The organism is Rhodococcus sp. 2G, from assembly GCF_001886355.1.
In the GTDB taxonomy this organism is placed as follows: Bacteria; Actinomycetota; Actinomycetes; order Mycobacteriales; family Mycobacteriaceae; genus Rhodococcus; species Rhodococcus pyridinivorans.
The window spans coordinates 369456-386655 of the sequence record NZ_CP018063.1 but is presented as its reverse complement, the minus strand read 5'-3'; the positions used below and the strand labels follow the sequence as shown (position 1 = coordinate 386655).

16 protein-coding genes, 1 tRNA gene and 2 pseudogenes are annotated in these 17200 nt (G+C 69.1%); 6 read left to right on the top strand and 13 right to left on the bottom strand.

Annotated features, from left to right (window positions below; translation table 11 throughout):
• Nucleotides 1-6 precede the first annotated feature (6 nt).
• A complete protein-coding gene (locus BO226_RS26545; protein ID WP_156895087.1) occupies nucleotides 7-282 on the top strand; it encodes a hypothetical protein in 276 nt (91 codons plus the stop codon).
• A gap of 311 nt (nucleotides 283-593) precedes the next feature.
• Here the strand turns inward: BO226_RS26545 and BO226_RS01910 are convergent.
• The 7 genes and pseudogenes from BO226_RS01910 to BO226_RS27870 all read right to left on the bottom strand — a co-directional run.
• Nucleotides 594-710: pseudogene (locus BO226_RS01910) on the bottom strand (cold shock domain-containing protein); the annotation flags it as partial.
• 12 nt (nucleotides 711-722) lie between these two features.
• On the bottom strand, nucleotides 723-1667 hold the full coding sequence (locus BO226_RS01905) for a Ppx/GppA phosphatase family protein (protein ID WP_006553861.1): 945 nt from the start codon (nucleotides 1665-1667) through the stop codon (nucleotides 723-725).
• Nucleotides 1664-2191, bottom strand: a complete 528-nt coding sequence (locus BO226_RS01900; RefSeq protein ID WP_006553860.1) for a DUF501 domain-containing protein — start codon at nucleotides 2189-2191, stop codon at nucleotides 1664-1666. The genes BO226_RS01905 and BO226_RS01900 overlap by 4 nt, the downstream gene beginning before the upstream one ends.
• The gene (locus BO226_RS01895; protein ID WP_071934506.1) at nucleotides 2188-2895 is read right to left on the bottom strand and encodes an FtsB family cell division protein; all 708 of its coding nucleotides are present in this window, start codon (nucleotides 2893-2895) and stop codon (nucleotides 2188-2190) included. The genes BO226_RS01900 and BO226_RS01895 overlap by 4 nt, the downstream gene beginning before the upstream one ends.
• Before the next feature lie 8 nt (nucleotides 2896-2903).
• A complete protein-coding gene (gene eno / locus BO226_RS01890) occupies nucleotides 2904-4190 on the bottom strand; it encodes a phosphopyruvate hydratase (protein WP_006553858.1) in 1287 nt (428 codons plus the stop codon).
• Between the two features lie 116 nt (nucleotides 4191-4306).
• Entirely contained in the window at nucleotides 4307-5083 is a 777-nt protein-coding gene (locus BO226_RS01885; RefSeq protein ID WP_232238154.1) for a lytic transglycosylase domain-containing protein, read from the bottom strand.
• 204 nt (nucleotides 5084-5287) lie between these two features.
• Nucleotides 5288-5638: pseudogene (locus BO226_RS27870) on the bottom strand (sugar transferase); the annotation flags it as partial.
• Nucleotides 5639-6489: 851 nt separating this feature from the next.
• Between BO226_RS27870 and BO226_RS01865 the strand changes: the two are divergent.
• Nucleotides 6490-6924 carry a hypothetical protein gene (locus tag BO226_RS01865; RefSeq protein ID WP_306839277.1) on the top strand — a complete coding sequence of 145 codons (435 nt, stop codon included), beginning with the start codon at nucleotides 6490-6492 and terminating at the stop codon, nucleotides 6922-6924.
• A 7-nt stretch (nucleotides 6925-6931) separates the two neighbouring features.
• Here BO226_RS01865 and BO226_RS01860 read toward each other — a convergent pair whose 3' ends face one another.
• The 6 genes from BO226_RS01860 to BO226_RS01835 all read right to left on the bottom strand — a co-directional run bounded on the left by BO226_RS01860 (nucleotide 6932) and on the right by BO226_RS01835 (nucleotide 13719).
• Entirely contained in the window at nucleotides 6932-7654 is a 723-nt protein-coding gene (locus tag BO226_RS01860; RefSeq protein ID WP_006553854.1) for a MazG family protein, read from the bottom strand.
• Nucleotides 7651-11304 carry a transcription-repair coupling factor gene (gene mfd / locus BO226_RS01855; protein ID WP_039584578.1) on the bottom strand — a complete coding sequence of 1218 codons (3654 nt, stop codon included), beginning with the start codon at nucleotides 11302-11304 and terminating at the stop codon, nucleotides 7651-7653. Before mfd ends, BO226_RS01860 begins: the two co-directional genes overlap by 4 nt.
• A 113-nt stretch (nucleotides 11305-11417) precedes the next feature.
• Entirely contained in the window at nucleotides 11418-11996 is a 579-nt protein-coding gene (locus BO226_RS01850) for a PIN domain-containing protein (RefSeq protein WP_039584602.1), read from the bottom strand.
• Between the two features lie 66 nt (nucleotides 11997-12062).
• Nucleotides 12063-12392 carry a helix-turn-helix domain-containing protein gene (locus BO226_RS01845; protein ID WP_006553851.1) on the bottom strand — a complete coding sequence of 110 codons (330 nt, stop codon included), beginning with the start codon at nucleotides 12390-12392 and terminating at the stop codon, nucleotides 12063-12065.
• Nucleotides 12389-13006: a ScbR family autoregulator-binding transcription factor gene (locus tag BO226_RS01840; RefSeq protein ID WP_006553850.1), complete on the bottom strand. Its 618-nt coding sequence runs from the start codon at nucleotides 13004-13006 to the stop codon at nucleotides 12389-12391. The genes BO226_RS01845 and BO226_RS01840 overlap by 4 nt, the downstream gene beginning before the upstream one ends.
• Before the next feature lie 107 nt (nucleotides 13007-13113).
• Nucleotides 13114-13719: a TetR/AcrR family transcriptional regulator gene (locus BO226_RS01835; protein WP_024103232.1), complete on the bottom strand. Its 606-nt coding sequence runs from the start codon at nucleotides 13717-13719 to the stop codon at nucleotides 13114-13116.
• Between the two features lie 192 nt (nucleotides 13720-13911).
• Here BO226_RS01835 and BO226_RS01830 point away from each other — a divergent pair.
• The 4 genes from BO226_RS01830 (at nucleotide 13912) to BO226_RS01815 (ending at nucleotide 17175) form a co-directional block, all read left to right on the top strand.
• A tRNA-Gln gene (locus BO226_RS01830) sits at nucleotides 13912-13983 on the top strand.
• Nucleotides 13984-14062: 79 nt separating this feature from the next.
• The gene (gene glmU, locus BO226_RS01825; RefSeq protein ID WP_006553848.1) at nucleotides 14063-15538 is read left to right on the top strand and encodes a bifunctional UDP-N-acetylglucosamine diphosphorylase/glucosamine-1-phosphate N-acetyltransferase GlmU; all 1476 of its coding nucleotides are present in this window, start codon (nucleotides 14063-14065) and stop codon (nucleotides 15536-15538) included.
• A 29-nt stretch (nucleotides 15539-15567) separates the two neighbouring features.
• A complete protein-coding gene (locus BO226_RS01820; RefSeq protein WP_052227218.1) occupies nucleotides 15568-16512 on the top strand; it encodes a ribose-phosphate diphosphokinase in 945 nt (314 codons plus the stop codon).
• Between the two features lie 33 nt (nucleotides 16513-16545).
• Nucleotides 16546-17175, top strand: a complete 630-nt coding sequence (locus BO226_RS01815) for a DUF2461 domain-containing protein (protein WP_033098259.1) — start codon at nucleotides 16546-16548, stop codon at nucleotides 17173-17175.
• The last annotated feature ends 25 nt before the right edge of the window (nucleotides 17176-17200 follow it).

Sequence of the window (17200 nt, the reverse complement as noted above, 5' to 3'; positions counted from 1 at the left end):
CGGAGCGTGACTGGACGACAATTCCGTCGGACGTTCGCGGTCGGCGGCATGTCGCTTGCCCTGCTCGCGGTTCTTCCGGGCACGGCGTCCGCGCACCACCAGGAGTTCGTTCCCCTGCCGACCACATACTCGTTGGGGCGGGACCACTCGGTACCGTGCAGCGGGCAGCTGACCGGCCACGTGTTCGCCCCGCACCATCGACCGGGAACGATCCTCATCGATCTGTCCTGGTCGACGTTCTTGGGCGGTTCGTGCACCATCACCGCATTCGTCAACCACTAGGGAAGCAAGAGGAACGGCGTACGCGCCCTCGAGCTGACGTCGGCTCCCGGCGAACCCGGACACGCTCCCAGCGGACAGATCAGTATCGACATCGGTTCCGGCGATGCGGGAATGACAGTGACCACGGACGGCCTCAACACGACCTATCTCGACCCCGCCCGGTTCACCACTCGTTTCACGGTGCCCTGACGGGATTTCCGGTCGTCACAATCGTTTCCGCTCGATCCGGCCAGGACATGCATCAGGCCCGCCTCGAATGACGAGGCGGGCCTGATGGTGTCTCGGATCCCCTGGGGGGACGGGAGATCGAATCAGATCACGGTGATACCGGTGGCCTGGGGACCCTTGGCACCCTGGCCGATCTCGAAGCGCACGCGCTGGTTCTCGTCGAGGCTGCGGTAGCCGCCCGACTGGATCTCCGAGTAGTGCGGATCAAAGAACTAGCGGGCGACGGACAGGGCGATGCCGTCGAGGATGTCGTGCTCGCTCACGACCAGCTCGGTGATGCCGGCTCGGCGGCCGAGTTCCTCGGCGAGGACCGTGGTGATGATCGAGCCGCCGCCGATGACGTCGACGCGGCCGGGATGCATCGGGCCGAGCGCCGCGCGCTTCTCGCGGGTCGCGGCGACGAGACCGTCGCACACCTCGCGCAGGCGGTCGAACGGCACCGACGACAAGTGGATCTTCTCGGAGTCGTACTCGTCGAGTTCGAGGGCGATCGCGGCGAGGGTGGTCATGGTGCCCGCGACACCCACCCAGGTGTGGGCCTGCTCGACCGGCACCCGCTCGAGCGCTTCGCGGATCTTGTCCGCCGCGACCTCCCGTGCCGCAGCGACCTGCGCGGCGGTCGGCGGGTCGTCGTGCAGGCACCGTTCGGTCAGCCGGACGCAGCCGATGTCGGTGGAGTAGGCGGCGTGCACACCGTCGGCGTCGCCGAGCACGACCTCGGTGGATCCGCCACCGAGATCGACGACGACGAAAGGCCCACGCGCGGAGTCGAGTTCGCCGACCGAACCAGCGAAGGACAGACGCGCCTCCTCGTCGCCGGTGATGACCTCTGCCTCGGCTCCGGGGATCACGGCACCGAGCACCTCGCGGGTCATCGCGAAGAAGTCCTCACGGTTGCTCGCGTCGCGCGTGGCCGAGGTGGCAACCATGCGAACGGCGGTGGCGCCGGTTTCGCGGATCAGGTCGGCGTACTCCACCAGCGCGACCCGCGTGCGTTCGATCGCCTCGGGTGCGAGACGACCGGTGGCGTCGACGCCCTGCCCGAGCCGCACGACCTTCATGAGGCGGGTGACGTCGGTGAGGGTGCCGTCCTTCGCGATGTCGGCGATCAGAAGGCGGATGGAGTTGGTGCCGCAGTCGATTCCCGCGACCCTCACTGTTCTTCTCCGCGCAGCTCGGCGTAGGTGGGCCAGTCGGCGGGGATCGCCGTGCCACGCAGACCGGCGTCGGCGGCGAGGGCTACGGATTCGTCGCCGAGCGGGTTGACGCCCGGTCCCTTCGCGAGCGAATGGGCGATCAGCACGTGCAGACACTTGACGCGTTCGGGCATGCCGCCGCCGGTGAAGTCGGTGCCGAGCGACTCGATCGCGTCGCGTTCGGCCAGGTACGACTCGTGGGCGCGCAGGTAGCCCGCAGCAAGTTCCTCGTCGGTGCCGAGGCGCTCGGTCATCTCCTTCATGACCCCGGCGGATTCCTGCCGGCTCGCTTCGGCTGTGAGGCGCGGGTCGGTGAGGTAGTACAGCGTCGGGAAGGGCGTGCCGTCGGGCAGCTTGGGCGCGGTCTTCACCACTCCGGGCGCACCGTCGGGGCAACGGTAGGCGATGGCCAGGACGCCGCGGGGTTCGCGCCCGAGCTGGGCGGCGACGGCGTCGAGGTCTTCTTGCGTGACGTGATCGGTCACCCGGGAACATCTCCTGGTTCTGGGGGTGCCACAGGCATCTGCTGGGGCACGGGTTCGGACTCGGGTTCGGGTGCCGGTTCGGACACCGACAACCACAGGTCGCTGTACCAGGCGCCGGTCGTCGGCCGCTCGGGTTCGCGTTGCTCGCGTTCGGGTGGGGCGTCGCCCGGCAGTTGTACCTGGTAGGGAATGTCGCCGGGGACGACGAACCGCAGTCGCTCGCGGGCCTGGGCGCGGACCCAGGCCGGATCCTCCATGCGGGCCTTCTGCTCTTCGAGGGCCGCGATCTCCTGTTCGAGCTGCACGCGTTCGGCGGCGAGCTGCTCGGCTTCGGAACGCTGGCTCACGTAGGTGCGCAGCGGCACCGCGAGGGTGAGGGCGAGACCGCACACGACGAGGGCGAGCACCACGGCGCGGCCGGTGGACAGGCCCAGGACGGTGCGTTCGGTGCGGGGGCGGCGGGAGTCGCGGGGGGCGCCGACCCGGGTGGGGCGGGCTCGCCCCGAACCACCGGGCCGGCCGCGGCCGGGCGACGAATGAACGGGGTCCTCGCGGCCGGCCGGCCGCGCACCCGCGTTCTCGGCCGAGTGTTCGGCCGGGGCGGTAGATCCCGTGGGCCGGACCCGGCCCGGACGCCGGACGCCCGACACACCCTCGGTGCGGGTGCGCCTCGCGCCGGGACGGGATCTACCGCGTTGACTCATGCCGGCGATCAGCCCTCGACGGAGAACCGCGGGAAGGCGAGCTCGCCGGCGTAACGAGCGACGTCACCGAGGGACTCCTCGATGCGCAGCAGCTGGTTGTACTTGGCGACACGCTCGGAGCGGGCGGGCGCGCCGGTCTTGATCTGTCCGCTGCCGACGGCGACGGCGAGATCGGCGATGGTGGTGTCCTCGGTCTCGCCGGACCGGTGGCTCATCATCGTCTTGTAGCCGTTGCGGTGTGCGAGGTCGACGGCGTCGAGGGTCTCGGTGAGGGTGCCGATCTGGTTGACCTTCACGAGCAGCGCGTTCGCGGCGCCCTTGACGATGCCGTCCTCGAGGCGCTCCGGGTTGGTGACGAACAGGTCGTCGCCGACGAGCTGGATCCTGTCGCCGATCTCCTCGGTGAGCGCGACCCAGCCCTCCCAGTCGTCCTCGCTGAGCGGATCCTCGATGGAGACCAGCGGGTACTGGCCGAGCAGCTCGGCGTAGAAGGCGCCCATCTCGGCGGCCGTGCGGTTCTGGCCCTCGAACTTGTAGCCGGTGCCCTCGGTGTAGAACTCGGTGGCCGCGACGTCCAGCGCGAGCGCGACATCGCTGCCCAGCTTCAGGCCGGTCTTGGAGATCGCCTCGCTGATCAGGTCGAGCGCGGCCTTGGTGCCCGCGACGTCGGGAGCGAAGCCGCCCTCGTCGCCGAGGCCGGTGGCCAGGCCCTTGCTCTTGAGCACGGACTTGAGGGAGTGGTAGACCTCGGCACCCCAGCGGAGGGATTCCTTGAAGGTCGGGGCGCCGATCGGGGCGACCATGAACTCCTGGACGTCGACGCCCGTGTCGGCGTGGGCGCCGCCGTTGAGGATGTTCATCATCGGAACGGGAAGGATGTGGGCGTTCGGGCCGCCGACGTAGCGGAACAGCTCGAGTCCGGACGACTCCGCGCCGGCCTTCGCGACGGCGAGCGACGCGCCGAGCAGGGCGTTCGCGCCGAGGCGGCCCTTGTCGGGGGTCCCGTCGGCGTCGAGGAGTGCCTGGTCGACGGTGCGCTGCTCGGTGGCGTCGAGGCCGATGATGGCCGGGCCGATCTCGGCGAGAACCGCCTCGACGGCCTTCTCGACACCCTTGCCGAGGTAACGCTCGCCGCCGTCACGCAGCTCGACGGCCTCGTGCTCGCCGGTGGAGGCGCCCGACGGCACTGCAGCGCGGGCGAAACTTCCGTCCTCGAGCAGCACTTCGACCTCGACCGTGGGGTTGCCACGGGAGTCGAGGATTTCGCGGGCTCCTACCTGCTCAATGATGGCCACTGGCTGATTCTCCTTCGATGGACTGTCACGCTGCGGTGTCTGCACGCTGGGGACAGCCTAACGGTCGCGACCTGCGTGTGAGGTACAGGCGCGCTCGAGGCCCGGCGCGGTACTGTCTACGGCCGCACTCCCACGCCGTAGGCGGCGGCGCGGTCGCGGACGAGCATCAGGTATTCGGTGGAGCGGTTGTAAGCCATCAGGGCGTTCGTCCAGCCCTCCGCGGTGGTCAGGTCGCCTCCGCGGTCGCACAGATAGCGGCCTGCGGTCAGGGCCGCGTCGTCGATGTTGTCGGGGTCGGCGATGCCGTCGCCGTTCGCGTCGACACCCCATCGTTCCCAGGTCTCGGGGATGAACTGCATCGGCCCGACCGCCCGGTCGAGCACCGGGTCGCCGTCGAGGCGGCCACCGTCGGTGTCGCGGATCTCGGCGTTGCCCCGGGTGCCGTCGAGCGGGACACCCCGGATGGGCGGTGAGACGTTGCCGTCGGATCCGAGGGAGGCGCCGCCGAACCGTCCGTGGCTGCTCTCCACGTTGCCGATGCCGGCGAGGGTCGTCCACGACAGGCCGCAGTCGGGGGTGCCGACGGCCAGGACGGCCGCCGCGTGCCCGTACGCCTCGAGTGCGGTGGTGGGGATGCCCAGTTCGCGGGACTGTGATTCGGCCCAGTCGGCGAGCTGCGCCGCTGTGCGGCCGGGACCGTTCACGTCGATGGGAGGAACGGGCAGACCGGGAGCCGGTGGAACGCCGTCGGGGATCTCGACGGACGGTCGCCGGGGTGAGTGCAGAGCGGACTCGACCGCCACGAAGACGACGGCGACGAGTGCACTGAGCAGGACCACCGGCCACAGCCAGCGTCGGGGTTCTCGATCGGACGGCACCCCTCCATATTCCATACGGGACGAAAACCCCATGTAGACGCACCGGCGCCGACGATCCCGCCTGATCGTCGGCGCCGGCCTCGGAGGGTGGAATCCGCGAGGGGTCGGACTCCACCGCTGTTTCGGCAGCGATGTCCCTCGATACGCGCCGTCCCCGCTGAGGACCGCCCGGATGGTGCGACGCAGGATCGACAGGTCGAGCATGAAGGTCCAGTTCTCGACGTACCGCAGATCGGCCCGTACCGACTCGTCCCAGGACAGATTGCTGCGTCCGTTGACCTGCCACAGTCCCGTCACACCCGGTTTGACGAACAACCGCCGCGCCGCGCCGTCCTCTCCGTACCGGGCGACCTCGCATTCGAGCGGTGGGCGCGGGCCGACTCCGGCACCGATGTCGTGATCGGCGATGTCGTCCTTGTGCTCGTCGGCGCCGACGACCATGCTGCGGAACTTGTACATCGTGAACGGGGTTCCGCCGCGTCCCACCCGTTGCTGACGGAAGAGGATCGGTCCTCTGCTGCCGACCTTGATCGCGACCGCGACGGCGAGCAGTGCCGGCGCGATCACCATCAGGATCAGCACCGCGAGGACCCGATCGAAGACGTTCTTCACGATCCAGGCCGGGCCACTGTAGCTGGGGGCGCTCATCTGCAACAGGGGCAGCCCCTCGAGCGGGGAGATGTGCAGGCGCGGGCCGACGACGTCCATAAGCACGGGGGCGATGAGGAGCTCGGCACCGATCTTCTCGAGGTCCCAGCCGAGTCTGCGTGTCCGCGCGTGCGGCCACCAACCGGAGGGCAGGAGTGCGACGGCCTCGAAGTTGTGCTGCTCGGCGACGGCCAGGACGATCTCGTCGGTGCCGAGGACGGGGATGTCGTCGATGGCCACCGGCAGGGAGTCGGCGCCGCGGTCGACGGCGAGGCAGATGCCGTCGACCCGCCATCCGGCGCGTCGGAGGCAGTCGGCCCGGGCGACCACCTCGTGCACCTACTCCACGTCTCCGGCCACGAGCACCGAGTGCAGATATCGACCCTCGGTGCGGGCCTTCGAGAGGTGACGGCGGAGCAGCGTCCGCCCCAACAGGGTGAGCACGAGAGCGATCAGCAGCGAACCGAACGTCCAGGACTGACCGGCCGAGGTGCCCCCATCCGTATCCGGCGACGGCCAGGGCGGCGACGGCGAAGACGTATCCGCGGGCGACCCTCCGGTACTCCTCTGTGCCGGTTCCGAGAATTCTTTCGTACCAGGCCTTCTGGATTCCGAGGGAGACGATCGCCGCAGTCGTCGAGGCGCCGATGAGAACGGGGGTACGCCACGAGTCGATCTGGTCGAAGCAGTGGTATCCGACCGTGACGACCACGTGGGCGATCACGAGCACCAACAGCTCGAAGCCGGTCACCACCGATCTGTAGAATGCGGGACTGAGTGCACGCCGGATCCTCGCCGCCGAACGGGCGACCGGCATCACGAGCGCTGCGACACTCCGCACCCTGCAACGGCGGGCCGACCGCCAGGTGGACGAACTGGTCTCCTGGCTGCGCAAGTCGGCCGCCGAACACCGACGGGTCTTCGCCTACGGCGCGGCTTCCCGGGCCGTGGCACTGTTCGCTCGTGCGGGTGTCGACCGCTCCGTCATGGAGGCCGTCGCCGACGGCTCACCGGCGAAGGCCGGACGGCGAATGCCGGGAACGGACGTCCCGATCGTCGACCTCACCGCTCTGCGCGATGCATCCCCCGATTGCATCCTGCTCACCATCCCCGATCTGCTCCCCGAAGTGCGGGCGCAGTTCCCGGAGTTCGAGGGCCGCTGGTGTATTCCACCCGACAGCCGGCACGGGGGCCGGTGGGTCGGGTGAGACACATTCAGGCGCGGTGCTCGTCTGCGGGTCCCCCGCGGTGCTCGTCTGCGGGTCCCCCGCGGTGCTCGCCGGCGGGTGCCCAGTAGCGACGCCACGCATCCTCGTCGAGCCCGCCGTGCGGAACTCCGTCGGTGTGCGCGGCCTTCTCCGCCGCCCGGATCGATCCGGCGAACGCGAGAATCGCCGATCGGAGCGTCGACTCCGTGTCGCCCGTGCCTGTGATCCGGACGACCCGCAACGTCTCGGGCACCAGGTCCTCCGGGAAACCCGCTCGCATCGCGCGTTCGATCACCTTGTCGGCCAGGGAGAGTGCGGGCTGCGCCATCGCGATCCCGTCGAGGCACGACGTGCGTGCCTTCTCCGTCTTCTTCGCGATCTCCCACGCCGCTTCCTGCTCCGCGACGTCGAGCGGACCGGTGTGCCCGTTGGTCAGGTGCGGGCTGCGCGCGGCCAGCTTGGCGACGAGCGTCGCCGCCACGTCGTCGACCGTGAACTGCCCGTTCGCCTCGGCGATCCGGGAGTGGAACAGCACCTGCAGCAGCAGGTCGCCGAGTTCTTCGCGGAGCTCGTCCGGATCACCCGACTCGACGGCGTCGAGAACCTCGTAGGTCTCCTCGATCAGATAGCGGCGCAGACTCTCGTGGGTCTGGGTGACCTCCCATCCCCCGAACGACCACAGTCTGTCCATCACGGCCGCCGCCTCGGCGAGAGCGGTGTAGTCGGTCATGCATTCACCGTCGCCGCGCTGTTCAGGTCCACCGAGCCCTGCGGCTTGCCGTCGAGGGCGAGCAGGAAGTCGGCGATGTACTGCAGCAGCGCCACGTCGCGCACCCGATCCGATCCGACCCCGCCGGTCCGCGGGATCGGCAGTTGCACGAGACCGCTCGTCGCGCGGTACTGCGCTCCCGGGTACAACCGCTTGAGCCGCATCTGCTTCGAGTCGGGCAGCTCCATCGGCGAGATCCGGATCTGGGTGCCGGTGACCGCGACCTCCTCGAGGCCGTACTCGCGGCACAGCAACCGCAACCGGCCGACGGACACGAGCCGCTGCACCTCATCGGGCAGCGGACCGTAACGGTCGACGAGTTCGTCGACGACCGTGGCGATCGCGGCGTCGTCGTTCGCGGCGGCGAGCTTGCGGTACGCCTCGAGGCGCAGCCGGTCGGATGCGACGTAGTCGGCCGGGATGTGCGCATCGACGGGAAGGTCGATCCGCACCTCCTTGGGCGCTTCGTCGGTGGTGACCGTGCGGCCGTCGGCCGCGGCCCGGTACGCCTCGACGGCCTCGCCGACGAGCCGCACGTACAGGTCGAAGCCCACCCCGGCGACGTGGCCGGACTGTTCGGCACCGAGAACGTTACCGGCGCCGCGGATCTCGAGGTCCTTCATGGCCACGGCCATACCCGCGCCGAGATCGGAATTCTGCGAGATCGTGGCGAGTCGGTCGTAGGCGGTCTCCGTCAGCGGCTTCTCCGCCGGGTACAGGAAGTACGCGTAGCCGCGCTCACGCGAACGCCCGACGCGGCCGCGCAACTGGTGCAGCTGCGACAGACCGAGCGAATCCGCACGTTCGACGATGAGCGTGTTGGCGTTCGAGATGTCGAGGCCGGTCTCGACGATCGTCGTGCACACCAGCACGTCGAACTCGCGCTGCCAGAAGCCCTGCACCGTCTTCTCGAGCGTCTCCTCGTTCATCTGCCCGTGCGCGACCGCGACCCGCGCCTCGGGGACGAGATCGCGGAGTCGCTTGGCGGCCTTGTCGATCGAGCTCACCCGGTTGTGGACGTAGAAGACCTGGCCGTCGCGCAGCAGCTCTCGACGGATCGCCGCGGCGACCTGCTTGTCGTTGTAGGCACCCACATAGGTGAGGATCGGGTGCCGCTCCTCGGGCGGGGTGAGGATGGTCGACATCTCGCGGATCCCGGCCATGCTCATCTCGAGGGTTCGCGGGATCGGTGTGGCCGACATCGTGAGCACGTCGACGTGCGTGCGCAGCGCCTTGATGTGTTCCTTGTGCTCGACGCCGAAACGCTGCTCCTCGTCGACGATCACGAGACCGAGGTCCTTCCAGCGGATCCCGGTCTGGAGCAGGCGGTGGGTGCCGACGACGATGTCGACGGTGCCGTCGGCCATGCCCTCGGTGATCGCGCGCGAATCGGATGCGTCGGTGAACCGGCTCAGCCCCTTCACCGTCACGGGGAAAGCCGCCATCCGCTCGGTGAAGGTCTGCAGGTGCTGCTGCGCGAGCAGGGTCGTGGGGACGAGCACCGCGACCTGCTTGCCGTCCTGCACGGCCTTGAAGGCCGCACGCACCGCGATCTCGGTCTTGCCGTAGCCGACGTCGCCGATCACGACGCGGTCCATCGGCACCGCCTTCTCCATGTCGGCCTTGACCTCGGAGATCACCGTGAGCTGGTCCTGTGTCTCCGTGAAGGGGAAGGCGTCCTCCATCTCCTTCTGCCACGGCGAGTCGGGCGCGAAGGCATGGCCGGGCGAGGCCTGCCGCGCCGCGTACAGCCGCACGAGCTCGCCGGCGATCTCGCGAACCGCCTTGCGCGCCTTGCGCTTGGTGTTGGCCCAGTCGGATCCGCCGAGCTTGCTGACGGACGGCAGCTCACCGCCGACGTACCGAGAGAGCTGGTCGAGCTGCTCCATCGGCACGAACAGCTTGTCGCCGGGCTGGCCCCGCTTGCCGGGCGCGTACTCGATGACGAGATACTCGCGGCGGGCACCACCGACCGTGCGCTCGACCATCTCGACGAACTTGCCGATGCCGTGCTGGTCGTGGACGACGAAGTCACCGGCGTTCAGGGCGAGCGGGTCGACCTGGTTGCGACGCTTGACTGGAGTCTTGCGGCCCTCGGTGACCACGCGGTTACCGGTGAGGTCGGCCTCGGTGACGACCACCAGCCCCGGCACCACGTTGTCGTCGTTGCCGGGGAGGACGACGCCCTCGTGCAGGCAACCGCGCATGACGCCGACCTGCCCGCGCACCGGTTCGGTGCCCGGTTCGAGCTTCGCGGCGGGGACCTCGTTCTCCTTCAGCCGCTCGAGGATGCGCTGTCCGGTGCCCGCACCGGCGACGACGATCACCGCGCGGCCCCCCGCGGTGACGTGGGCGCGCAGGTTCACGAACAGCATCGACAGCAGGTCCTCGGAGCCGCGGACCTCGGGGGCCGGCTGCACGTCGAGGACGAGTTCGGTGTCGGCACCGGAGGCGAGCGGGCTGAGCGTCCACCACGGTCTGCCCGCGGCCTGCGCGGCCTCGCGCACCTGACGCAGCGACCGGTAGGCCGACGCGCCGAGATCGAGCTTCCGGCCGTCCACCCCGTTGAGGTTCGAGGTGTCGAGCGGCGCCGCACCACCGATCGAGGCGGCCGTCCACGACGCCTCGAGGAACTCCTGCCCGGTGCGGGCGAGATCGCTCGCACGGGTGCGGACCTTCTCCGGGTCGCAGATCAGCACGTGCGCCCCGGCGGGCAGAACGTCGGTGAGCAACTGCAACTCGCCGGGCTGCAGCACCGGCAGCAACGCTTCCATGCCCTCGACGGGGATGCCGCCGGCCATCTTGTCGAGCATCTCGACGAGCGCCGCATCGGCCGGGTTGTCCTCGGCGAGCTGCGCGGCGCGGGCCTTGACCTCGTCGGTGAGCAGCAGTTCGCGGCACGGCGGCGCGACGAGCACCGGCACGTCGACCTCGGAGATCGAACGCTGGTCGGCGACGGAGAAGCAGCGAAGTTCGGTGACCTCGTCGCCCCAGAACTCGACGCGGACCGGATGGTCGGCGGTGGGCGGGAAGACGTCGAGGATGCCGCCGCGCACCGCGAACTCACCGCGCTTGCCGACCATGTCGACGCGGGTGTACGCCAGTTCGACGAGCCGCTCGACGAGTTCCTCGAAGTCGTGTTCGGTGCCGACCCGCAGCGTGACGGGGTCGATCTCGCCGAGTCCGGGAGCCATCGGCTGCACCAGCGACCGCACGGTGGCGACGACGACCCGCAGTGCGGGCCCGAGATCGCGATCGTCGGGACGCGCGAGGCGACGCAGGACGTGCAGGCGACGGCCGACCGTGTCGGCGCTCGGCGACAGGCGCTCGTGCGGCAAGGTCTCCCACGAGGGGAACTGCGTGACGCCCTCGCCGAACATCTCGGTGAGTTCGGCGGTGAGATCGTCGGCCTCGCGTCCGGTGGCGGTGACCACGAGCAGAGGTGTCTTCTCGGCCAGCGCCGCCGCGACGAACGGCCGCGCGGCGGGTGGGGCGACGATCTCCTGTTCGGCGGAACCGGCGAGCTCGCCGATCCTGCGCAGTCTGTCGTCGGCCAGCGCGATCCGCGCCAATCCGGACAGTGGGACAGCGGCCGGGGGCACAGCAGACAAGGAAGGCGCTCCTGAGTGTGGGACGAGAACCTTGTCGAGTCTATTCCGCTGTTCCCCGCGCGTCACCGCGCCGGGGCGTGAAACGCGCTACCGCGCCGGGGGCGTGAAACGCGCTACCGCGCCGGGGGCGCGAGGAGGTCGGCGCTGTTTGCACCGAGGTCGCGCGCGGCCCACTCGGCCAGCCGTGCGAACAGTTCGTCGTCGTCCGCCTCGCGCCGGGTGTCATCGTCGGCGAGCCAGCGACGGCGCACCATTCTCAGCAGTGCCGCGCGGGTGCGGACGGGATCGGCGTCGAGCGCGAAGGTGACGAAAGCGTCGGGTGTCCACGCTTCGATACCCGATCGTTCCAGTGCCCCGGTGAGCTCGGGGTCGGCGGTGACGACGGCGTCGGCGTGGCACAGCAGCGCCACCGAGGTCACGTGTGCCTCCCTCGGTCCCGTCACGTGCGGCACCTCGCGGAGCACGGTGGTGGGCCAGACCACCCGGGCGTCGGGGAAGGCGCGGTCGAGTTCGGCGAAGAGGAAGTCGCGGGCGGGACGCAGCAGTTCCTGCGGCAGTCGGCGGTCCACTTCCGCGATGATTCCGTCGCTCCAGAAGGGTTGGTAGAGGCCGTCTTCGGTAAGGGCGAGCGCCACATCGCGCAGGCGGGGGCGGGCGAGGACCGTCGCATCGAGCACCACTCGAACCGGCATCGTCACCCTTCGTCGAACCGTCGGAACGGACCGTACCGTGCTGCCGCGGCGGGCCGCGTCATGCTGTCAGAACGGGTCGTACAGTCCTTCGCGCCGCGTGAGATCGGCGAGTCCGTCGAGGACCGTCGTGACCACCTCCGCCTGCTGCTTCGCGAGGTCGAGGACGTCGGAGCGCAACACCCGCCGGTGCAGGCCGTGGAAGTCGGCGGAGAGTGCGCCCGTGTCGACCAGGCGCGCGACGTGCCGGCGGGAGCAGCCGAGGACGTCGGCGGCCTGGGCGATGGTGAGCAACGACGGCACGACACCGATCGTCACGGCGGTGTCGGACCCGAACCGGTCGAGCAGACCCGCCAGCGCCGCGGGGGCCTCCTCGGCGGAGAACGGCCCGAAGGTCACGACTGCAGCCGCAGACGGCGCTCCACGAACTGCCGGAAGTATTCGAGCTTGTTCGCCGGCACCAGCGCGGGCAGGATCATCTGCCACATCGCACCGGTCTGCTCTGCGAGCCGTTCGGTCGCCTTGAGAGCGTTCGCCATGATCCGGGCGCCCATCGCCTGTTCGAGCAGCAGCAGGGAGACCGCGTGGACGTCGACGTCCTCGACGAGGTCGCCCTCGTCGGCGGCCCGGGCCGCGAGCTCCTGCAGGTTGTTCTGCCAGATCTCGTAGGGCCGGTGCTCGGTGCCCTGGTAGTCGCCGATCTCGACCAGCAGCCGGAACATCGCCCGCACCACGGAATCGGTCTCGGACATGTCGACGTGCAGGACCGACAGGTCGATCAGTGTCTCGAGCGCCGGGGAACGGCGGTCCATCTTGGACTCGGCGGCGGCCTCGAAGCGGAGATAGCCGGAGTCGATCACCCCGCGCGCCAGTTCTTCCTTCGAACCGAAGTGGAAGTACAGCGCACCCTTGGTGACGCCGGCCTCCTCGATGATGTCGCCCAGGTTCGCGTCCGCGTACCCGTCGCGCACGAAGATCGTCGCTGCGCCCTGCAGCACCGATTCGCGTGTCACCTCTGCGCGTACTTGTCGTCCCACCACAGCCTGCCTTCTCACGGGTATCCCAACGATAACGCCACTTACCTGAAAGTAGAGAGCAGACGGTCCCGGAAACGAGAGGACTATTCGGAAACCGGGGGTTCCCCGAGCTTCGGGTCCGCTTCCAGACCGATGAGGCCGTTCCAGCACAGGTTCACGAGGTGGGCCGCGACGTCCTCCTTCGACGGAGTGCGGCGGTCGAGCCACCACGTCGCAGTGGTGGCGACCATGCCGACGAGAGCCTGGGCGTAGAGCGGAGCGAACTCCGGGTTGAGCCCCCGCCGGGAGAAGTCGCCGGTCAACAGCTTCCCCACCTGACGCATCGCCTCGTTGAGCAGACTCGAATAGGTGCCTTCCTCGGCGGACATCGGCGAGTCGCGCACGAGGATTCGGAAGCCGTCGGTGCGCTCCTCTATGTAGGTGAGCAGAGCGAGCGCGGCCCGCTCGACGCGGATCCTCGACCGGTTGCGGGTGAGGCTCTCGGTGACCATCGACATCAGCACGGTCATCTCGCGGTCCACGACCACCGCGTAGAGACCTTCCTTACCGCCGAAGTGCTCGTAGACGACCGGCTTGGAGACCTGCGCCCGCTGGGCTATCTCCTCGATGGAGGTGCCCTCGTAGCCGCGCTCGGCGAACAGGGCGCGACCGATTTCGATGAGCTGTTCCCGACGCTGCGTGCCCGTCATCCGGATCCGCGGAGTGCGCTCGGTTCGCTTCTGCGACGCCTGCGACACAGGTCCTCCTTCGGCGGCGGGACGTACTCGAACGTTCGACAGCCTATCCATTCCCGATCGCGCCACCCCAGGTTCGACGTCGACGCCGTCTCGTGCGAGGATCAGGGGCGCACGCCCGCCGGTTCCGCCGCGGGGGTGTGGCAATCCGCCGTGGTGTAATCGGCAGCACCTCTGATTTTGGTTCAGATAGTTCAGGTTCGAGTCCTGGCGGCGGAGCGGGAACCGTCCCGGGGAGCCTCAGCGCTTCCCCGGTGTACGCACGGACCGGCGTACAGAAACGTGTCGAGGGAGCTACATGCAGGTGCAGACCGCGATCGTCGTGCTGGCAGCCGGAGCAGGAACAAGGATGCGGTCGAAGACACCGAAGGTGTTGCACACCCTCGGTGGACGCACGATGCTCGCTCACTCCCTGTACGCCGCCGCCGCACTCGGACCCGCCCATCTCGTCACCGTCGTCGGGCACCGCCGCGAGGAGGTCTCCGCCGAGGTGAGCGCCGTCGCCGCGGATCTCGACCGCGAGATCCGGGTGACCGTCCAGGAGGAACAGCTCGGCACCGGCCACGCCGTGGAGTGCGGCCTCGGTGCCCTCCCCGACGACTTCGACGGCACGGTCGTCGTCACCGCCGGCGACGTCCCGCTGCTCCGCTCCGACACCCTGCAGGAACTGCTCGACGCGCACCTCGACACCGAACCTGCCGCCGTCACCGTCCTCACCACGACGGTGTCCGAGCCGACCGGCTACGGACGCATCGTGCGCACCACCGACGGCGACGTCGCCGGGATCGTCGAGGAGAAGGACGCCTCGCCGACGCAGCGCGCGATCCAGGAGATCAACACGGGCGTGTACGCCTTCGACGCGGCCGCGCTGCGATCCGCGCTCGGCAAGCTGAGCGCCGACAACTCGCAGGGCGAGCTGTACCTGACCGACGTCGTGAAGATCGCCCGCAACGAGGGCCACACCGTCCGCGGACTCCACACCGACGACGCGGTGCAGGTCTCCGGCGTCAACGACCGCGTCCAGCTCGCCGCACTGACCACCGAACTCAACCGGCGCCTGCTCGAGCACTGGATGCGCGAGGGTGTCACGGTGATCGACCCGGCTTCGACGTGGATCGACGTCGACGTCGTGCTCGGCGCCGACGTCACCATCCACCCGGGTGTGCAGTTGCGCGGCCGCACGGTGATCGCCGACGACGCGGAGGTCGGCCCCGACACGACGCTGACCGACGTGCAGGTCGGCGCCGGCGCCACCGTGATGCGCACCCACGGCTCCGACGCCGTGATCGGCGCGGAGGCCACCGTCGGCCCGTTCACCTACCTGCGCCCCGGCACCGAACTCGGCGCGTGCGGCAAGCTCGGCGCCTTCGTCGAGACGAAGAACGCGCAGATCGGAGCGCATTCGAAGGTCCCCCACCTCACTTATGTCGGCGACGCGGAGATCGGCGAGCACTCCAACATCGGGGCATCGAGCGTGTTCGTCAACTACGACGGGGTGAAGAAGTACCGCACGGTCGTCGGATCGCACGTCCGGACCGGGTCGGACACTATGTTCGTCGCTCCCCTCACGGTGGGCGACGGCGCCTACACGGGCGCCGGAACAGTACTCCGTCGCGACGTTCCTCCGGGGGCGCTGGCGGTGTCGGGTACGCCACAGCGCAATATTGACGGGTGGGTTCAGCGAAATCGCGCCGGTACCCCCGCTGCCGAGGCAGCATCGAGAGCACAGCAGCCGCACGACCACGATCGCCAGAAGGACGGCCAGAACCAGTGACCAATTGGATCGACAACCAGAAGAACTTGATGCTCTTCTCCGGCCGGGCCCATCCCGAGCTGGCAGAGCAGGTCGCGAAGGAACTGGGCGTCCCCCTCACCCCGCAGACGGCACGGGACTTCGCGAACGGTGAGACGTTCGTGCGTTTCGAGGAGTCGGTGCGCGGTTCGGATGCCTTCGTGCTGCAGAGCCATCCGTTCCCGCTGAACCAGTGGGTCATGGAGCAGCTCATCATGATCGACGCGCTCAAGCGTGGTTCGGCCAAGCGCATCACCGCGATCCTGCCGTTCTACCCCTACGCCCGTCAGGACAAGAAGCACCGCGGCCGCGAGCCCATCTCCGCCCGCCTGATCGCCGATCTGCTCAAGACCGCCGGCGCCGACCGCATCATCACGGTCGACCTGCACACCGATCAGATCCAGGGCTTCTTCGACGGTCCGGTCGACCACATGCACGCACAGGGTCAGCTCGCCGAGTACATCCGCGGCAAGTACGGCGTCGAGAACATCGCCGTGGTCTCCCCCGACTCCGGTCGCGTGCGGGTGGCCGAGAAGTGGGCCGACACCCTCGGTGGCGCGCCGCTGGCGTTCATCCACAAGACCCGCGACCCGCTGGTGCCCAACCAGGTCAAGTCGAACCGCGTGGTCGGTGAGGTCGAGGGCCGCACCTGCATCCTGATCGACGACATGATCGACACCGGTGGCACCATCGCCGGCGCCGTGAAGATCCTCAAGGAGGCCGGCGCGGGCGACGTCATCATCGCCGCCACCCACGGTGTGCTCTCCGACCCGGCCGCCGAGCGCCTCGCTTCGTGCGGCGCCAAGGAGGTCATCGTCACCAACACGCTGCCGATCCCGCCGGAGAAGCAGTTCGACTGCCTCACCGTGCTGTCGATCGCTCCGCTGCTCGCGCAGACGATCCGCGAGGTCTTCGAGAACGGCTCGGTCACCTCGCTGTTCAACGGGGTCGCCTGACCTTCCGCTCGACGACGGGGCAGACTTGTCCGGGTGTTCACCGGATTTCCCGTCGCGGCCCTCGACTTCTACGACGATCTCGAGGCCGACAACAGCAAAGCATTCTGGGCCGCGCACAAGGCCGTCTACGACGACTGCGTGCGCGGCCCGATGCTTGCCCTACTTGCGGAACTCGAGGAGGAGTTCGGGGAGGGCAAGGCCTTCCGCCCGTACCGCGACGTGCGGTTCAGCAAGGACAAGCTGCCGTACAAGACCCACCAGGGCGGATTCGCCTCCGTCGCGCAGAGCGTCGGCTACTACGTCGAGATCAACGCCGCCGGATTGCGGGTCGCCGCCGGCCTGTTCCACGGCTCGTCCGATCAGATCGCCGGTTACCGGACCGGGGTCGATCACGACCGTCGCGGTCCCGAGCTCGGGAGGATCGTGCGCAAGCTCGAACGCGCGGGATACGAGATCGGCGGCGACCGGTTGAAGTCCCGGCCGCGCGGCGTGGGCGCCGATCATCCCCGCATCGAACTCATGCGTCACCGGTCGCTGTGGGCCGGTCGCACCGAGATCTCCCCGCCGTGGATCGACAGTCCGCGCACCCTCGAGGAGGTGCGTTCGGCGTGGCGTGAGTTCCGGCCGCTGGTGCGCTGGCTCACCGCTGCTACCACAACGTGATCCGGCAGACCGGGTGGTATGGAAA